Annotated in this window: 12 protein-coding genes; 3 read left to right on the top strand and 9 right to left on the bottom strand. The window is 64.0% G+C overall.

The features are described from left to right. Positions 1–15: 15 nt before the first annotated feature. From JI749_RS05445 to JI749_RS05430, 4 genes are all read right to left on the bottom strand, one after another. Positions 16–177: a hypothetical protein gene (locus tag JI749_RS05445; protein ID WP_201660394.1), complete on the bottom strand. Its 162-nt coding sequence runs from the start codon at positions 175–177 to the stop codon at positions 16–18. Beyond that, on the bottom strand, positions 174–1457 hold the full coding sequence (locus JI749_RS05440; protein ID WP_201660390.1) for an acetyl-CoA C-acetyltransferase: 1284 nt from the start codon (positions 1455–1457) through the stop codon (positions 174–176). The genes JI749_RS05445 and JI749_RS05440 overlap by 4 nt, the downstream gene beginning before the upstream one ends. 1 nt (position 1458) lies before the next feature. Beyond that, complete coding sequence (locus JI749_RS05435; protein ID WP_201660387.1) at positions 1459–3420, bottom strand: 3-hydroxyacyl-CoA dehydrogenase NAD-binding domain-containing protein; 1962 nt, start codon at positions 3418–3420, stop codon at positions 1459–1461. 179 nt (positions 3421–3599) lie between these two features. After that, on the bottom strand, positions 3600–6068 hold the full coding sequence (locus tag JI749_RS05430) for an acyl-CoA dehydrogenase (protein ID WP_201660384.1): 2469 nt from the start codon (positions 6066–6068) through the stop codon (positions 3600–3602). Between the two features lie 322 nt (positions 6069–6390). On the opposite strand from JI749_RS05430, the gene JI749_RS05425 reads away from it, so the two are divergent. Together JI749_RS05425 and JI749_RS05420 are read left to right on the top strand one after the other, a co-directional pair. Then, the gene (locus JI749_RS05425; protein WP_201660381.1) at positions 6391–8100 is read left to right on the top strand and encodes a long-chain-fatty-acid--CoA ligase; all 1710 of its coding nucleotides are present in this window, start codon (positions 6391–6393) and stop codon (positions 8098–8100) included. Next, entirely contained in the window at positions 8097–8489 is a 393-nt protein-coding gene (locus JI749_RS05420) for a MerR family DNA-binding protein (RefSeq protein WP_201660378.1), read from the top strand. The genes JI749_RS05425 and JI749_RS05420 overlap by 4 nt, the downstream gene beginning before the upstream one ends. Positions 8490–8491: 2 nt before the next feature. Here JI749_RS05420 and JI749_RS05415 read toward each other — a convergent pair whose 3' ends face one another. From JI749_RS05415 to JI749_RS05400, 4 genes are all read right to left on the bottom strand, one after another. Continuing rightward, a complete protein-coding gene (locus JI749_RS05415; protein ID WP_201660375.1) occupies positions 8492–8785 on the bottom strand; it encodes a UvrB/UvrC motif-containing protein in 294 nt (97 codons plus the stop codon). Further along, positions 8786–10363 carry a cisplatin damage response ATP-dependent DNA ligase gene (locus JI749_RS05410; RefSeq protein ID WP_201660372.1) on the bottom strand — a complete coding sequence of 526 codons (1578 nt, stop codon included), beginning with the start codon at positions 10361–10363 and terminating at the stop codon, positions 8786–8788. Next, positions 10360–11367, bottom strand: a complete 1008-nt coding sequence (locus JI749_RS05405; RefSeq protein ID WP_201660369.1) for a ligase-associated DNA damage response exonuclease — start codon at positions 11365–11367, stop codon at positions 10360–10362. The genes JI749_RS05410 and JI749_RS05405 overlap by 4 nt, the downstream gene beginning before the upstream one ends. Before the next feature lie 380 nt (positions 11368–11747). Further along, entirely contained in the window at positions 11748–12335 is a 588-nt protein-coding gene (locus JI749_RS05400) for an exopolysaccharide biosynthesis protein (RefSeq protein WP_201660366.1), read from the bottom strand. Between the two features lie 177 nt (positions 12336–12512). Here JI749_RS05400 and JI749_RS05395 point away from each other — a divergent pair, with 177 nt between their 5' ends. Then, a complete protein-coding gene (locus tag JI749_RS05395; protein WP_201660361.1) occupies positions 12513–12815 on the top strand; it encodes a hypothetical protein in 303 nt (100 codons plus the stop codon). A 156-nt stretch (positions 12816–12971) separates the two neighbouring features. On the opposite strand, the gene JI749_RS05390 is transcribed toward JI749_RS05395, so the two are convergent. Continuing rightward, on the bottom strand, positions 12972–15881 hold the full coding sequence (locus tag JI749_RS05390; protein WP_201660358.1) for an insulinase family protein: 2910 nt from the start codon (positions 15879–15881) through the stop codon (positions 12972–12974). Between the last annotated feature and the right edge of the window lie 21 nt (positions 15882–15902).

Below are 15902 nucleotides of genomic sequence, written 5' to 3'. Positions count from 1 at the left end.
TGAGAGAATGGCGTGCTAGCCGCCAAGCCAACCAGACTGTTGCACCACGTAAATGGCAACAGCGATGGCGACCAGCGCGGCCCAGGGCACCCAGCCGGGCAGCGGGCCGCGCGGCTTCTTCACCGGCGGCTCCGGTTTCTTTTCGGGGCGGCGGAATTTGACGACGTTCTCGTTCATGCGGCGCTTTCCACCAGGGCCGCGACACCCATGCCGCCAGCCGTACAGACGCTCAGCAGAGCGCGTTTTCCCGGTTCCGTCGAGAGCATCTTGGCCGTGAGCCCCAGTATGCGCGCACCTGTCGCGGCAAACGGATGGCCATAGGCCAGGCTCGACCCCTTGACGTTGATCTTGGTTGGGTCGACCGGCCCCAGCGCCACCTCGCGGCCCAGCACCGTCCTGTTGTATTCACGGTCTTCCCAGGCCTTGAGGGTGCACAGCACCTGCGCGGCAAACGCCTCGTGCAGCTCGAAAAAATCGATATCCGAGAAGCTCAGGCCTTTGCGCGCCAGCATTTCCGAGACGGCGATGGTCGGCGCCATCAGCAGGCCCTCGCCATGGGCGAAGTCATTACCGGCGACGCGGCCTGTGGTGAGATAGGCGAGAATGGGCAGGCCCCGCGCCCTGGCCCAGTCTTCGCTCGCCAGCAAAACCGAGGACGCACCATCGGTCAGCGGCGTCGAATTGCCGGCCGTCAGCGTGCCATGGCCCGAGCTCTTGTCGAAGGCGGGCTTGAGCGTCGCCATCTTTTCCATGTTGGCATCGGCGCGGACATTGTTGTCGCGCACCAGCCCGGCGCACTGAACCAGCAGGTCATCATGGAAACCTTCGTCATAGGCCTTGGCCGCGTTGCGGTGGCTGGCTACGGCCAGCGCATCCTGCGCCTCGCGGGTAATGCCCCATTCGCGCGCCATCAGTTCGCAATGCTGCCCCATCGACATGCCGGTGCGCGGCTCGTTGACCGAGGGCGCCACCGGCGTCAGTTCGCCGAACGAGAATCCCTTGAACGCCTTGAACTTCTCGCCGCCCGTCTTGGCCTTGTTCACATCGAGCAACCGGTGCTGGAACTTGTTGCCGAAGACGATGGGGCTGTCGCTGACCGTATCCGAACCGGCAGCGATACCGCTGTCGATCTCGCCCGAGGCGATCTTTGCCGCCAGCGTCAGCGCCGCCTGCAGGCTGGTGCCGCAGGCGATCTGCATCGTCGTGCCCGGCGTGCGCGGCGAGAAGCCGGCGTCCAGCGTTGCTTCGCGCGCAATATTGAAATCGCGCGAATGCCCGATGACGGCGCCCGCCATCACCTCGTCGATCTTTTCGCCTTTGAGGCCATATTTGTCGGCCAGGCCGCCGAGCACGGTGCCCAGCATGGAAAGGTTGGTTTCCTCGACATAGGCGGTATTGCCGCGGGCAAACGGGATGCGCGCCGACCCGACGATGGCCACTTTACGAAGTTCAGTCATATCAAGCCTTCCCGTCCTTGCGCGCCTTCATCGGACCACCCAGGAACGGTGCAAAACCCGTCCCCATGATCACCCCGATATCCGCCAGCGTGTCATTGGCGACGACGCCTTCGGCCACCACCACCTCGGTCATGTCGACCAAAGGCTTGACCAGTTCGCGGCCCAGCCCGGCCAGATCGGCATGGGCAGGTGTCTCGCCCTTCTGCGCCTTGCCATCGACCCATTTGTAGAAGCCTTCGCCGGTCTTGCGGCCCAGTTTGCCGTCCTTGACCAGCCGGTCGAACTGGCTGCCCTCGGGCACGCCGTGTCTGAGCTCGGTCGCTACCGAGCGACCGACATCGAGCCCGACCGTGTCCATCAACTCGATCGGCCCGATTGGCATGCCAAACGCCACCGCCGCCGCATCGAGCAGTTCCTTGCTCTCGCCCGCTTCGACCCGCTGCACCGCGCCCAGCATGTAGGGCATGAGCACCCGGTTGACGAGGAATCCCGGCGCCGACTTGACCACTACCGGCGACTTGCCGATGGCCAGCGCAAACGCCGCGCCCTTGCCGATTTCGGCATCGGTGTTGAAGGTAGAGCGGATCACCTCGACCAACGGCAGCTGCGCCACTGGGTTGAAGAAGTGCAGCCCGATCAGCCGCGCGGGGTCCTTGAGCGCCTCGGCAATGCGTTCCAGCTCGATCGAAGACGTATTGGTCGCCATGATGGCGCCCGGCTTGAGCTTGCCTTCGAGCCCACTGAAAATGGCCTGCTTGACCTCGAGCTTCTCGACCACCGCTTCGATGATCACATCGGCCCGGGCAACGCCCTTCCCAGCCACATCGGCCTCGAGCCGCATGACGGCTGCATCGACCTCGTGTTTTTTCTTCAGCCGCTTCTTGAACAGCTTCTTGCCGCGGTCCAGCGCCGGCTTGATGCGCTCCATGTCGATATCCTGCAGCGTCACGCTCATGCCGCGCAGCGCACACCAGGCCGCGATATCGCCGCCCATCACGCCTGCGCCGATCACATGCACGCGGGCAAACCTGGCGCCCTTTGTGCCCTGCTTCTTGAGCCCCTCGGAAGCAAAGAACACCCGGCGCAGATTGGTCGCGGTGTCGGACCCCATCAGCGGCACGAAGGCGTCGATCTCGCCGCGGATCATCGCCTGCCAGTCATCACCATGCTTTTCGAACAGGTCGATCAGGGCAAACGGCGCCGGATAATGCTCGGGCCGCGCCTTCTTGCCGGCCTGCTCCTTCATCTTGCCGGCCACATAGGCGCGGAGCGGTCCCATCGCCATGACCTTCTTGGCAAAGCCCGCCTCGGTGGCCTTTTTCTTGCCCAGCACGGCCTTGCGCGCTTCCCAGCGCAACATGTCGCGATGGCGCACCAGCTTGTCGACCAGGTTCATGCCCCGCGCCGCGCCGGCCTTTAGCATGCGCCCGGTCAGCATGATCTGCATGGCATCGACGGGCCCGGCCTGACGGATCGACCGACCCGTGCCGCCGAAGCCGGGGAAGATGCCTAGGTTCACCTCGGGAAAGCCGATACGCGTCTTGTCGTCATTGACCGCCACGCGATAGTGGCAAGCCAAAGCCAGCTCGAGACCGCCGCCCAGGCAGAAGCCATGAATACCGGCGACGACCGGGATCTTGAGATTTTCGATCCGCGCAAACAGCGCATGGGTGCGCCTAAGCGCCTCCGGCAGCACCGAGAAATCACTCATCGCGTCGAATTCGCTGACATCGGCGCCGGCGATGAAGCCGCTATCCTTGCCACTGAGGAGGATGACACCCGCCAGCTCGCCGGTCTGCGCCAGTTCCTCGAACCGGCCGACGAGTTGCTCAAGCTCCATGATCGCTTCGCGGCTGAGCGTGTTCACCGGGGCGCCGGGCGTATCGATGGTCAACCAGCCCAGGTTCTCCACATCGCGGTGGAAACGCCAGTTCTTGGTCTCGGGCATCTGCGGCTGGATCATGCTGTCTCCTCGCTCCTTCGGCTTTCCGCCATTCCCGCCCATCCACCGGACGGCCTCCCTCCCCTTGTGGGGAGGGATTGAGGGTGGGGGTATCCTGGCACCGCGTCTGCGGAGAGAACCCCACCCTTGGTCCCTCCCCACAAGGGGGAGGGAGACGCAGGTCCAACCTGCTGCGTTTACTACTCCGCCGCCACCCGATGCTTGGCGGGTGCAACCAGTTCATCCGGCGCGAAATCATCCACCTTCACCACCCGGTTGGTGGCTTCGTCCGCCGCGCGCATAATGCCGGCTTCGTTGCCGTTGAGCACACCCGCCGCCACCGCGTCGTCGATCGCGTCTCGATCCAGCCGCCGCTCGATCACGCCCTTGCGGGCGGCCTTGACGAACCTGGCCTCGATCTCCTCAGCCTCGGTGACCTTGATGAACGCGTCTTCGAGCACGCCTGTGATGTCGTTGGGATCCATCGACACATAGGCGCCTGTGGTCAGCCGGTCGCGGAATTCACCGGGCCGCAGCACGGCCCGCACGAAGCGATAGTTTACCCGGTCGCTGGCCCGCTTGGCGTGCCGCCCCAGCGGGAAGCACAGTACGCGCATAGCCCGGGCAAACAGCCCATTGGGGAAGTTCGCAAACACCTCGCCAAGGCTCTTTTCGATCGACGCGATGAGGTCTTCCATGATCGCGTCGACCAGCGGCTTGTCCTCGGCAATGCGGCCCTCGTCCTCGAAGCGGCGCAGCACGGCCGACATCAGGTAAAGGTCGGACAGGATATCGGCCATGCGGCCCGAGATCTTCTGCTTGCGCTTGAGCTGGCCGCCTAGGAACACGGTGGTCCAATCGGCGACCAACGCGAAGTCCTGCGAGTACCGATGGAGCCTGCGATACCAGCCCGCCATCGGCCCCTGGTTGGGCGTTGAAGCAAACGCGCCATTGGAAAGGCCGTGCAGGAAGCTCGCCGCAATATTGCGCAGCATGAACTTGGTATGGCCACCAAAGGCGCTGTCGAACTGGTCGAGCCCCGTCTTGCGGTCCTTGTTCTGCGCCGCCTCGATTTCCTTGTAAAGGAAGGGGTGCGCGCGCAGCACGCCCTGCGCAAACGTCATTAGCGTGCGCGTCAGAATATTGGCGCCCTCGACGGTGATGGCGACTGGCAGGGCCATGTAGGCACCGAACAGATAGTTGCTCGGTCCGTCCTGGATGGCGCGGCCGCCATGGATGTCGAAAGCATTGTCCATGCTCTCGCGCATGGCCTCCGTTGTGCGATATTTGAGCAGCGCCGAGATCACCGCCGGCCGCTGCCCTTCATCGACCATCGACGCCGTCAGCCGCCGCGACGCCTCGAAGGTGTAGGCGCGCTTGACCATCTCGCCGAGCGGCTCCGCCACGCCTTCCATGATGCCGACCGGAATGCCGAATTGCCGCCGCACGCGGGCATAGGCCGAGGTCGTGCGGAGTGTCTGCTTGATCGAGATCGAGCCGATGGCCGGCAGCGAAATGGCGCGCCCGGTCGACAGGCATTCCATCAGCATGCGCCAGCCCTGGCCGGCATAGTCGATGCCCCCGATAAGGAAATCCATCGGGATGAAGACGTCCTTGCCGCGCACTGGCCCGTTCATGAACGCCTGGCGCGCCGGGAAATGCCGCCGCCCGATATCGACGCCCGGATGGTCATGCGGCACCAGCGCCAGGGTGATGCCGATATCCTTGCCACGGCCGAGATGATTGTCCGGATCCTCGAGGATGAAGGCCAGACCCACCAGCGTCGCGATCGGCGCCAGCGTAATGTAGCGCTTGTCAAAGCTCAGGCGGACGCCCAGCACTTCCTTGCCCTGGTACATGCCCTTGGTGACCGTGCCATAGTCCCGCATGCCGCCAGCATCCGAGCCGGAATGGACGCCCGTCAGCGCAAAGCAGGGCACTTCGAGGCCCTTGGCCAGGCGCCCGAGATACTTTTCTTTTTGACTCTCCGTGCCGTACTTTTCCAGCAATTCTCCGGGCCCGAGCGAGTTGGGCACCATGACCGTGATGCCTGCTGCGACAGACCGGCTGGCGATCTTGGAGACGATCATTGATTGCGCCTGCGCGCCAAAGCCCAGGCCGCCATGCTCCTTGGCGATCAGCATGCCGAGGAACCCTTTGTCCTTGAGATACTGCCAAACTTCAGGGCTGAGGTCGGCGCGGTTGTTGCGGATGTCCCAGTCGTCGATCATCGAGCAGACCGTCTCGGTCTCGTTGTCGAGGAATGACTGCTCTTCGGCGGTGAGGGTCAGCGGACGGATGGCATTGAGTTTGCTCCAGTCCGGCCGGCCGGAAAACAGTTCGGCATCCCAGCCGACCGTGCCGGCATCGAGCGCTTCCTGTTCGGTCCGGCTCACCTTGGGCAAGATGGATTTGACGGCGCCATAGATGGGCGTGATCAGCAGCGGCTTACGGATTGCCTCGACGCTGAGAACCAGCAGCAGCACACCGATCGCCAGCAGCACCCAGCTGCCCGCACCCAGCCCGTAGCTGATACCGGTCGCCGGAAAATCGAGCCCCGAAAGCAGCCCGATGCCCAGGAACGCCACGCCCCATTGCCAGAGCGGGCTTTCCCGCATGGCGAGCGTGGCGAAGACGATGAGGCTGATCGCGATAAGCGCAAAGGTCACGGCATGCCCTCCATGGTGTCGCGCTCAACGCGCGACCAATCCCTGAACGTCAGACCGATCGCCGAATCGTCCGGCTTGGTCACTGGGCCTGCCGCGCCGGGATCATAGCGCGGAGCACCCTTGTTGTTGAGGCAGTCTAGCAAGGTTTACGTATACGTCAACCAAGCGCCGTTTACGTTCACTGTTAGCCTGCCCCTCACGTCAACTCCGAACCTCTCCCAAAGTTCGGGCATCTATTTGACGCTAACGTAAAGCCATGAAATATTCGTCACCCTGATGGGCGCCAAGCCCACGCGCCGACAAGTGGCGACCGGAGGAAACCATGGCTACGCTAGACACCGACGCGCCGCTTCGTCCCTGGATCGCTTCTTATCCGGACGGCATTGTCTGGGACGTCCAGATCGACACCCGCCCGGTGCATGAACAGGTCCTGGCCGCCTGCGCCCGCAACCCTTCCGCCGTCGCGCTGGATTTCCTGGGACACACCACCAGTTTCGGTGACCTGGCCAAGAAGATCATCGCCTTTGCCGGCGCGCTGCAGCATCAGTTCGGTGTCAAGAAGGGTAGCCGCGTCGCGCTGATGCTGCCCAACACGCCATTCTACCCCATCGCCTATTACGGCGTGCTCCGCGCCGGCGGCACGGTGGTCAACTGCAATCCGCTCTATACGGTCCACGAGCTCAGCCACATCACCGCCAATGCCGGCGCCGATGTGATGATCACGCTTGACCTGCAGCAGATCTACGAAAAGGCCGAGAAGCTGGTCGAGGCCGGCCACGTCAAGTCGCTGGTGGTCTGCCACTTCCCCGACGCGCTGCCGCTGGTCAAGAAGGTGCTGTTCTCGCTCGCCAAGCGCAAGGACCTGGCCAGGCTTAGCGCCTCCCCCATCGCCGACCGCGTCGCCCATTTCAGCGCCATGATCGCCCGCAACGAAACGCCCGACGCCGTGGTGATCGATCCGCACAACGACATCGCGGTGCAGCAGTATACTGGCGGCACCACGGGCGTGCCCAAGGGAGCCCTCCTCAGCCACGCCAATATCGCGGCCAATATGAGCCAGATCGACAAATGGGGTTGTGGCCTGTTCTACCCACCCTCCAAGGTCGTCGCCGTCCTGCCCTTCTTTCACATCTTCGCCATGACGGTCTGCATGAACGTGCCGCTCTGCAACGGCACGCAGGTCGTCATGCTGCCGCGCTTCGAGCTCAAGGCGCTGCTCAACATCTTCGCGCGCACCCGCGCCAATGTCCTGCCCGCCGTGCCGACCCTGCTCAATGCCATTGCCCGCGCCGACAGCGTGGATACCGCACAGCTGGCGAGCCTGGAGGTGGCGATATCAGGCGGCGCCGCCCTTTCCGACGAGATCCGGGCCGATTTCGGCAAGAAGTCCAAGGCCATTCTCGCCGAAGGCTATGGCCTCACCGAGGCGTCCCCGGTGGTCTGCTGCGCCGCCCTGCGCGTGCCAAGCAAGCCCATGTCCATCGGCCTGCCCCTCCCCGGCACCGATATCCGCTTTGTCGATATCGACACCGGCAAGCCGGTCGGCATCGGCGAGAATGGCGAACTCCAGGTCAAGGGGCCGCAGGTCATGTCCGGCTACTACGGCAACGAGGAAGCCAGCCGCGACGCCTTCATGGATGGCTGGCTGCGCACCGGCGACGTCGGGCACATGGACGAGGACGGCTACGTCTTCCTGGTCGATCGCATCAAGGACCTCATCATCTGCTCGGGCTTCAACGTCTATCCCCGCGTCATCGAGGAGGCGCTGATGGCCCATGAGGCCGTCGAGGAAACCAACGTCATCGGCGTGCCGGACGAGTATCGCGGCGAAGCGCCGGTCGCCTTCGTCAAGCTCAAGGCCGGCCACACCATCGGTGAGGAAGCCCTCAAGAAGTATCTCTCCGAGCGCCTCAACAAGATCGAGATGCCCAAGCAGATCATCTTCAAGGACGCCCTTCCCAAAACGCTCATCGGCAAGCTCTCCAAGAAAGAGCTGCGCGAGGAATACGCCCAGACACGAGCCAAAAAGTGAACCGCTCCGTCCCCGAAAACCGCGACCTGTTCGCCATTGCCGATCTCGCCAAGGAGTTCGGCATCTCGACCCGCGCCATCCGCTTCTACGAAGCCAAGGGCCTGCTCGCCCCCGAACGCGTCGGCGCCACCCGCATCTTTCGCCGCCGCGACCGCGCCCGGTTGATCCTCATCCTGCGCGGCAAGCGCCTGGGCTTTTCGCTGCGCGACATCTCCGACTATCTCAGCCTCTACGACGCCAACCGCAGCCAGCAGGTCCAGTTGCTCACCGCCAAGATCGACGAGCGCCTGGTCTCGCTGGAGGCGCAACTCCAGGATCTGCAGACGACCATTTCCGAACTCAAGGAAATCAAGAAGCTGGCCGACGAGCGGCTGGAGAAGGCGGGCTAGCCCTAACGCCCGCCGCGCGGCTTGATATTCTTCGTCATCAAATCCGGCTTCTTCGGCTTGACCCAGCCTTTGGGCGGTTGCCGCACCGGCACCTGCGTGCCCAGCCCCATGGCCCCCGGCGGCGGCTGGCCCACGGTCACCGTATCGGGATCGCCCGGCGCCACCGGCGCCTCGCCCTTGATCCTTGCAATTTCGTTGCGAAGACGCGTCGCTTCCTCGAAGTCCATTGCCTCGGCGGCCGCTTCCATCTGCTTGGCCAGCGCCACCAGCTTCTCGTTGATCGATCGCGATGACATCTAAGTCGCCCCCACAAACACCATCATATCCTCCAGCGTCGCCGCTTCGCTCGCCGGCTTGTCCCAGCGGATGCGGCTGATGCGCGGAAAGCGCAGCGCCACGCCCGACTTGTGCCGCGTCGACTCCTGCGCCGAGTCGAACGCCACCTCGAACACCAGTTCCTTGCGCACCTCGCGCACCGGCCCGAAGGCCTGCAGCGTATTGGCCCGGATCCACTTGTCGAGCTGTTTCAGTTCCTCGTCGGTAAAGCCGAAATAGGCCTTACCGACAGGGACGATCTCGTTCCCCTTCCACACGCCGAACGTATAGTCCGAATAGAACGAACTGCGTTTGCCATGCCCCCGCTGCGCATACATCAGCACGGCGTCGACCACGTTGGGATCGCGCTTCCACTTGAACCAGTACCCCTTGGGCCGCCCCGGCACATAGGGCGAGCTTCTGAGCTTGATCATCACCCCTTCATGCCCATGCTCGTCGGCGCCTTGCCGCCGCTGCGCGGCCAGGTCGTCCCAGTCGCCGAACGGCAGCACCTCGGAAAGGTCGAGCCGTGTCTGCGGATTGGCCGCAAACCAGGCTTCGAGCCGGGCGCGCCGCTCGGTCCAGCTCAACGTGCGGATATCCTCGCGCCCATCGAACAGCATGTCATAGACGCGGATGAAGGCCGGGCTGTCCTTGAGATGCTTGGCCGACGCCACCTTTTTGTTGAGCCGCTGCTGCAGCTCGTTGAAGCTGCCTGGCTCAAAATCCTTGCCGACCAGCAATTCCCCGTCCAGGACCGCCCGCCCATGCACATTCTCGACGATGTCGGGGAAGGAATTGGCGATGTCGTCGCCCGTCCGCGAGAACAGCGACACCGTCCCGCCCCCCAGTACCAGTTGCACGCGAATGCCGTCCCACTTCCACTCGGCCGAGAAATCCTTGGGGTCGAGCTTGGCCAGGTCCTTTTCCTCGTCGATCGGGTTGCTCAGCATCAGCGGATGGAACCGCGCCGACTGGTCGATATCGGGCCGCGGCGCCTTGCCGTCTAGCCAGGCGAAGAGGTCGGTATAGGGCACCTTGAGCCCGTGCCACACTTCCTCGATCTCCTGCACGTCGACGCCGCTCATTTCGCTCAGCGCCGTTTTGGCCAGCCGCGCCGAGACCCCGATGCGCAATGCCCCCGTCGCCAGCTTCACCACCGCCCAGCGCTCGTTGATATCGGCCTGCGTCAGCAAAGCCGCAATCAGCCTGGGCAACTCGTTCTTGCTGGTCGTGTTGAACAGCTCGATGAGGTCGGTGAGAGACGGCAGGTCCCCATCCGCCCCGTGATGCGGCCAGATCAGCGCGATGGTCTCGCCCAGATCGCCGACATAGTCGTAGCTCATGGCGAACAGCGTCGGATCGACCTCGCGCAGCACGATGTCCTTGAGCAGAGCCGGCTTCACATTGCGAAACGTCAGCGCGCCCGTCAGCACCGCCAGCGCATAGCCGCGGTCTGGGTCGGGCACCTCGCGGAAATACTGCGTCAGCGCGCTCAGCTTGCGCGTGCGCGACGGCGTGAGCGCCAGAAGTTCGAGCAATTGGGCGAAGCGCTTCATTCCCCCGCGCCCTCCCCGCCATCGTCTTCGAAGCCATGGATGTTGAGCGGCTCGGCATTGAGCCCCTGCTGGCGGCACCAATAGACCAGCGCATCCTCGCGCCCATGCGTAACCCACACTGTCTCCGCCTGCGTGTCGCGTATGGTCTGCTGCAGTTCGCCCCAGTCGCAATGGTCCGAAATCACCAGCGGCAATTCCACCAATGCCTGCCGCGCCCGCTGCTTGACGCTCATCCAGCCCGAGGCCTGGCACACCACCGGATCGGGAAAACGCCGGCTCCAGCGATCGCGGATCGCCGATGGCGGCGCGATGACGATCTGCCCGGCCATGGCACCCTTGGGCATGCCCGTCGCCGGGATCAGCTCGCCCAGGTCGACACCCAGTTCCTGGTAGAGTTCGCACAGCCGGATCATTGCACCATGGAGGTAAATCGGTTGGTCCCACCCAGCGTCGCGCAGGAGGCCAATCACCCGCTGCGCCTTGCCCAGCGCATAGCACCCCACCATGTGGCAGCGCTCGGGCTGGTCCGCCACCGACTTCAGCAGCCGCGCGATTTCGTGGCGCGGATGGGGGTGCTGGAATACCGGCAGCCCGAACGTCGCCTCGGTGACCAAGAGGTCGCATTCGACCAGCTCATAGGGCTGCGACGTCCGGTCCGGCAGGCGCTTGTAGTCCCCGGTGACGACCACGCGCTGTCCATCCTTCTCCACCAGCACCTGCGCCGAACCGAGCACATGCCCGGCCGGATGGAAGGTGATTGTCACGTCGTCGATCTGGAGCGGCACACCGAAGTCCAGCGGCTCGAACTTGCCGGCGCAATCCTCGCCATAGCGCACCTTCATGATGGCGATGGTGTCCGGCGTCGCCAGCACGGCGCCATGCCCGCTGCGGGCGTGATCAGCATGACCGTGGGTGATGATCGCCCGCGCCCGGGGGATCGCTGGGTCGATATAGGCGTCGATCGCCCTGATATGGAGTTTTCGGTCGAGGATCTGGCTGGCCATGGAGTCTTTCAACGCAACGTGGCAGGTCGCGGTTCACTCTAGCGCACTTGCCGTCAGGACGTGTCAAGCAGACGTGCCGAAGCGCCGCCTCCAATGCGGTTACGGACAAGCGGTGACGGCGAGGCCGCGGCCCCGGATTGGATAGATAAAGAAATGAGGCCAGAGCCTCGCCGTCACGCCGGGACTTTTCGCGGGTTCGGGTCAGGCACGCTGTGTCGCAAGCGTAGCTGCCGGGTTTCCCCCGCGCGGTGAGGGCGACCCCTCATCCCCGACTGCTGCCCCGCTCATCACTCGTCATGACCGCGCTCTGACGGGGCAGTGACACTAGAATAGGCCGGCCAGTGAGCACGGGGATAAGTGGCATGGAACAGCCGATTTCATCAGGCCAGCACCAGCCCAGCCACGCAAAGGACCGCTGCGACCAGCCCGATCCAGACGACCGCCAGCAACCCGTCACGCGCCGTGATGGCCAGGCCATAGGTCGCGACAATCGCGCCCGCCCATGTCGAGGTGAACGGGATGACCTCGAGCACCGGCATGATCATACCCACCAAAACGCAGAGGCCGGCGCCGACGCGCCGCAGCGGCCCATCGATCAGACCCTGCCAGCGCGGCTTGGCCACGGCATCGACCTTCTCGCTGACGGGCTTGAGAAACTTGACCAGCTTGTCGCCATACTTGTCCGGCAGCCGCCGCCGCGACAGCCACTTGGGCAGCCATAGCTGCTCCCGGCCCAGCGCGATCTGCCCGGCAATCAGCACCGTGCTGATGCCCACCAGTGTGGGCACGCCGGGAATGATGCTGGCAGGCGACATCATCACCAGCGCTGGAAACATCAGCATCGGCCCGGCGGCACGCTGGCCCGCAACCTCGCGGATCATGCCCACGGAAATGCACTGACCGTCTTCGACGCGCTGCTCGACCTTGCCGACCAGCTTTCCGAGCGCCCCCTCCTCCGTGTCAGTCATGCCGATCACTCCTCGTGGAACAAGCAACGCGCCCGGCACGGGGCAGTTCCTGCCTGGCATTTTCTGCCTGTGGGCAGCGTCAGCGCCTGGCAGCAGCGGCGCAAGTCCTTGGGGCGATTCAGCTTTGCCAATGGCACGAAACTTGGATGGTTCCGGGCACAGTCAACGAGGCGTCACATGGCTCTATCCGTCATTTCCAGCATGCGGTCTTTCCCGCTCGGCGACCCGCTGAGCAGCAAGGTCGGCAACCCTGCCCCGCTCAAGAAGTCTGCCGAAGAAGAATTCCTCGAAATCGCCCGCAAGTCGCCCCTCGAGCGCCTGCGTGACAAAATTCTGGAAGACATGAAGGTCAGCGAAAGCGACCTCGCCGCAATGAAGCCGGAAGAGCGGCAGGCCGTGGAGGATGAAATCAAGCGCCGGATGATGGAAGCGCTGCAGGGATCGAGCGAAGCAGGGGCGATGGTCGACAAGACGGCTTGAGGTGCCTTTTCCTCTCCCCATCGGGGAGAGGTGGCCCGGCGCAGCCGGGTCGGTGAGGGGGATTCTCCGGGCACCAAAAGCGCCCTGAGCGAACCACAGCGCCCCCTCATCCGGCGCTGCGCGCCGACTTCTCCCCGATGGGGAGAAGAATTCTCCTCACATCACCTTGGTCACCGCAAGCAGGCCTGGCCGCTTGTCGTTGGCGGCCGAGATCGCCGCCTCGCCACCCAGCACCACCACATGCCCATGCCGGGCCACCGCTTCAACCGCCTCGGCCATGCGCCGGAAATCGGCGATCGTGGTTCCCAGGATCTCGTCGCGCCGCTGCTGGCGGATCGCGTCGGTCGTGCCGGTCAGTTGCCGCCACATCGACGAATAGCCCTTGGCGTCGGGGAACTCATAGCCATCCACATCACCGATCACCCCGATGATCGAGCGTGTCAGGTCGCTCTCGCCGATATCGGCCTTGAGCGCCTTGCTGGCCCCGTCATAGGCGTCGATCGTGCCCAGGAGATTGGGGTCGCGATAGCTGAGAAAACTGAAATTGCCCGAGGTCAGGTCGAACCGGCTCGATCCGCCATAGGCCCCGCCCTGCACGCGCACCTTGTCCCAGAGATAGGTGGTGTTGAGGAATTTCAGCACTACCGACGAGGCCCCGGTCATTTCGAAGCCGAGCGAGCGCAGGTTGGCGCCCTTGCCCACATAATTGACCTGCGCCGGAATGATCAGCCCTTCCGATTTGGGCTGGTAGTCGATCGCCCAGTCGGCAAAGGCGAAGTCGCCATTGGGCAGCCGCCCCATAAACCGCTCGATCTCGCTCCTGGCCCGGTCCCACAGCGCGCCATCGGTCGTCACGTTGACGACCATGCGGCCGCGATTGAACAGCGTGTCCCGAATGCGCATGAGCGCCGCTTCGACGCTGGACCAGTCGCTGTCGATCCGCTTCACCAGCTCGCGCAGGAAGCTCAGATAGCTCACTCCACCCAGCTGTTCGGCGATCCAGCTCGCCTCCGTCAGTCCCGATTTAAGCCGCGTATCGACGATCGCATTGCCCGATGGCACGAGCCGCGCCTCGAAACCGGCCTTTTCCTCAAGCGCCATCTGTTTGAAGCGCTCGCGGTTATCCAGCCGCGCATCGAGCAGCACGTCGCCCATGATGGCGAGCATTTCTTCGAGCTTGTCCGGCACCGCCTTGCCCGAAAGGAAGAACCAGGCCGCACTGCCGTCGCTCCCCTGCCGCGCCGACAGGCCGCGATGCTGCGCAATGCCGCCCGTCGACCGGCCGATGCGCTGGGTCAGCGATACGAAATCTTCCTTGCTCGTACCGGTCTGCAGCAGCGCCCGCCCGAACAGCGGCAGATAGGGCAGCAGCGCCTTGTCGAGCACATGCAAATCGAAGCCGAGATCGAGGTAGACGATGCCCAGTGTCGGCAGGTCGTGGTAGAACAGCCGCGCCTCACCCAGATTACCGATCTTGATCGGCACCTTGCGCGTCTCGCGCGGCAGGTCGTCCAGGCCCAGCGTCGGTATCTTGGCCACCAGCGCCGGGTCGTCGACGCTCTCCTGCAAAGCCTTGAGCTTCCCGGTCTCGGCCACCGTGGCTTGCAGCGCGCCGTCGTCCATTCCGGCGCGGACGCCGGCCAGGATTTCGGCCTCCCGGGCCGCCTCACGGGCGCCTTGTTCCGGATCGGCGCTCAGCGTCACCGTCGTACGATGGGTATTGTCAAGGAACAGCCGGCGGATTTCGTTGGCGAAATGCCCCTTGGCGGCCTTGTCCTTGAGTGCGGTCAGCGCGTCTTCGAAGTGCAACTGCGCCAGTGGATCGCCGCCATGCAGCCAGCTGCCCAGCGCATTGAACATGTAGACCATGCCCCGCGGATAGGAGCCGGTATTGTTTTCGCGCAGCGAGAATTCAAACGTATTGGCCGCCGCTTCCAGCTGCTCGGGCGCAAAGCCCTTGTCGGCAATCTCGCCCAGCGTCGACAGGATCAGCGCCTCGATTTTTTCGGCATCGGCGGGGTCGATTCCCTTCATGCCGAAGCTCGCCATCGGCTGACGCAACCCGCTGCCGATGCCACCGCCGGTCATGCCCTCGCCAAGGCCCGATTCTGTCAGCGCCTTGCGCAGCGGCGCCGCCGGGTTGCCGGCCAGCAGGTAGCTGAGCATGCCATGGCTAAGCGCCTCCGTCCGGTCGGCCGGCGGGTCGATCATCCAGTTGACCGACACCATGCCGTCCCGCGACTTGCCCTCGTCCTTGGTTCCCGCATAGGTTGCCACGATCTGCCGCGGCGCATTGAAGCGCGGTTGCAGCTTCACCTCGGCGTCGACAGGCGCCCGCTCGAACTGCGAGAAATAGGCGTCGAGGATATCGAGCCGCGCGCCCGCATCGTCATCGCCCGAGAAGAACGCCCGCGTGTTGGACGGGTGGTAGTAGGTCTGATGAAACGCCTTGAACTGCTGGTAAGTCAGGTCGGGGATGGATTTGGGATCGCCGCCCGAAGTGATGCCATAGGTCGTGTCGGGGTAGAGCGAGCGCTGCGCGATGTCGCGCATCACGGCGTCGGGCGACTGGAACACGCCCTTCATCTCGTTGAACACCACGCCCTTGTAGACCAGCGGCGAGCTCGTATCCTCGAGCTCGTAGTGCCAGCCTTCCTGCCGGAACGTGTCCTCCGTGATCAGCGGGAAGAACACCGCATCCAGATAGACATCGACCAGGTTATAGAAGTCCTTGAGGTTCTGCGACGCCACCGGATAGGCCGTCTTGTCCGGAAAGGTCATGGCATTGAGGAACGTGTTGAGTGATCCCTTGATCAGCTCCACGAACGGCTTTTTGACCGGATATTTCCGCGAACCGCACAGCACGGAATGTTCCAGAATATGCGCGATGCCGGTCGAATCCTCCGGCGGCGTCTTGAAGGTGATGCCGAACACCTTGTTCTCGTCGTCGTTGACGAGACTGAGCACTTCGGCCCCGGTCTTGATGTGCCGGAACAGCTGCGCCTGACTGTTCACCTCCGCGATATGCTCGTCACGGATGAGTTCGAAGGCAGCATGGTGGGACATGATATTCTCGGGGGCCGGTTC

It is taken from the genome of Devosia oryziradicis (genome assembly GCF_016698645.1).
In the GTDB taxonomy this organism is placed as follows: domain Bacteria; phylum Pseudomonadota; class Alphaproteobacteria; order Rhizobiales; family Devosiaceae; genus Devosia; species Devosia oryziradicis.
Note: the sequence above shows the minus strand (reverse complement) of the source record. Positions and strands in the feature narration are given on the sequence as shown.

What these genes read in the sequence shown, in the direction of transcription:
- JI749_RS05405 (WP_201660369.1), bottom strand. Translation starts at nt 11,367, where the DNA reads ATGGCCAGCCAGATCCTCGACCGAAAACTCCATATCAGGGCGATCGAC.
- JI749_RS05435 (WP_201660387.1), bottom strand. Translation starts at nt 3,420, where the DNA reads ATGATCCAGCCGCAGATGCCCGAGACCAAGAACTGGCGTTTCCACCGC.
- JI749_RS05390 (WP_201660358.1), bottom strand. Translation starts at nt 15,881, where the DNA reads ATGTCCCACCATGCTGCCTTCGAACTCATCCGTGACGAGCATATCGCG.
- JI749_RS05415 (WP_201660375.1), bottom strand. Translation starts at nt 8,785, where the DNA reads ATGTCATCGCGATCGATCAACGAGAAGCTGGTGGCGCTGGCCAAGCAG.
- JI749_RS05395 (WP_201660361.1), top strand. Translation starts at nt 12,513, where the DNA reads ATGGCTCTATCCGTCATTTCCAGCATGCGGTCTTTCCCGCTCGGCGAC.
- JI749_RS05440 (WP_201660390.1), bottom strand. Translation starts at nt 1,457, where the DNA reads ATGACTGAACTTCGTAAAGTGGCCATCGTCGGGTCGGCGCGCATCCCG.
- JI749_RS05425 (WP_201660381.1), top strand. Translation starts at nt 6,391, where the DNA reads ATGGCTACGCTAGACACCGACGCGCCGCTTCGTCCCTGGATCGCTTCT.
- JI749_RS05400 (WP_201660366.1), bottom strand. Translation starts at nt 12,335, where the DNA reads ATGACTGACACGGAGGAGGGGGCGCTCGGAAAGCTGGTCGGCAAGGTC.
- JI749_RS05445 (WP_201660394.1), bottom strand. Translation starts at nt 177, where the DNA reads ATGAACGAGAACGTCGTCAAATTCCGCCGCCCCGAAAAGAAACCGGAG.
- JI749_RS05410 (WP_201660372.1), bottom strand. Translation starts at nt 10,363, where the DNA reads ATGAAGCGCTTCGCCCAATTGCTCGAACTTCTGGCGCTCACGCCGTCG.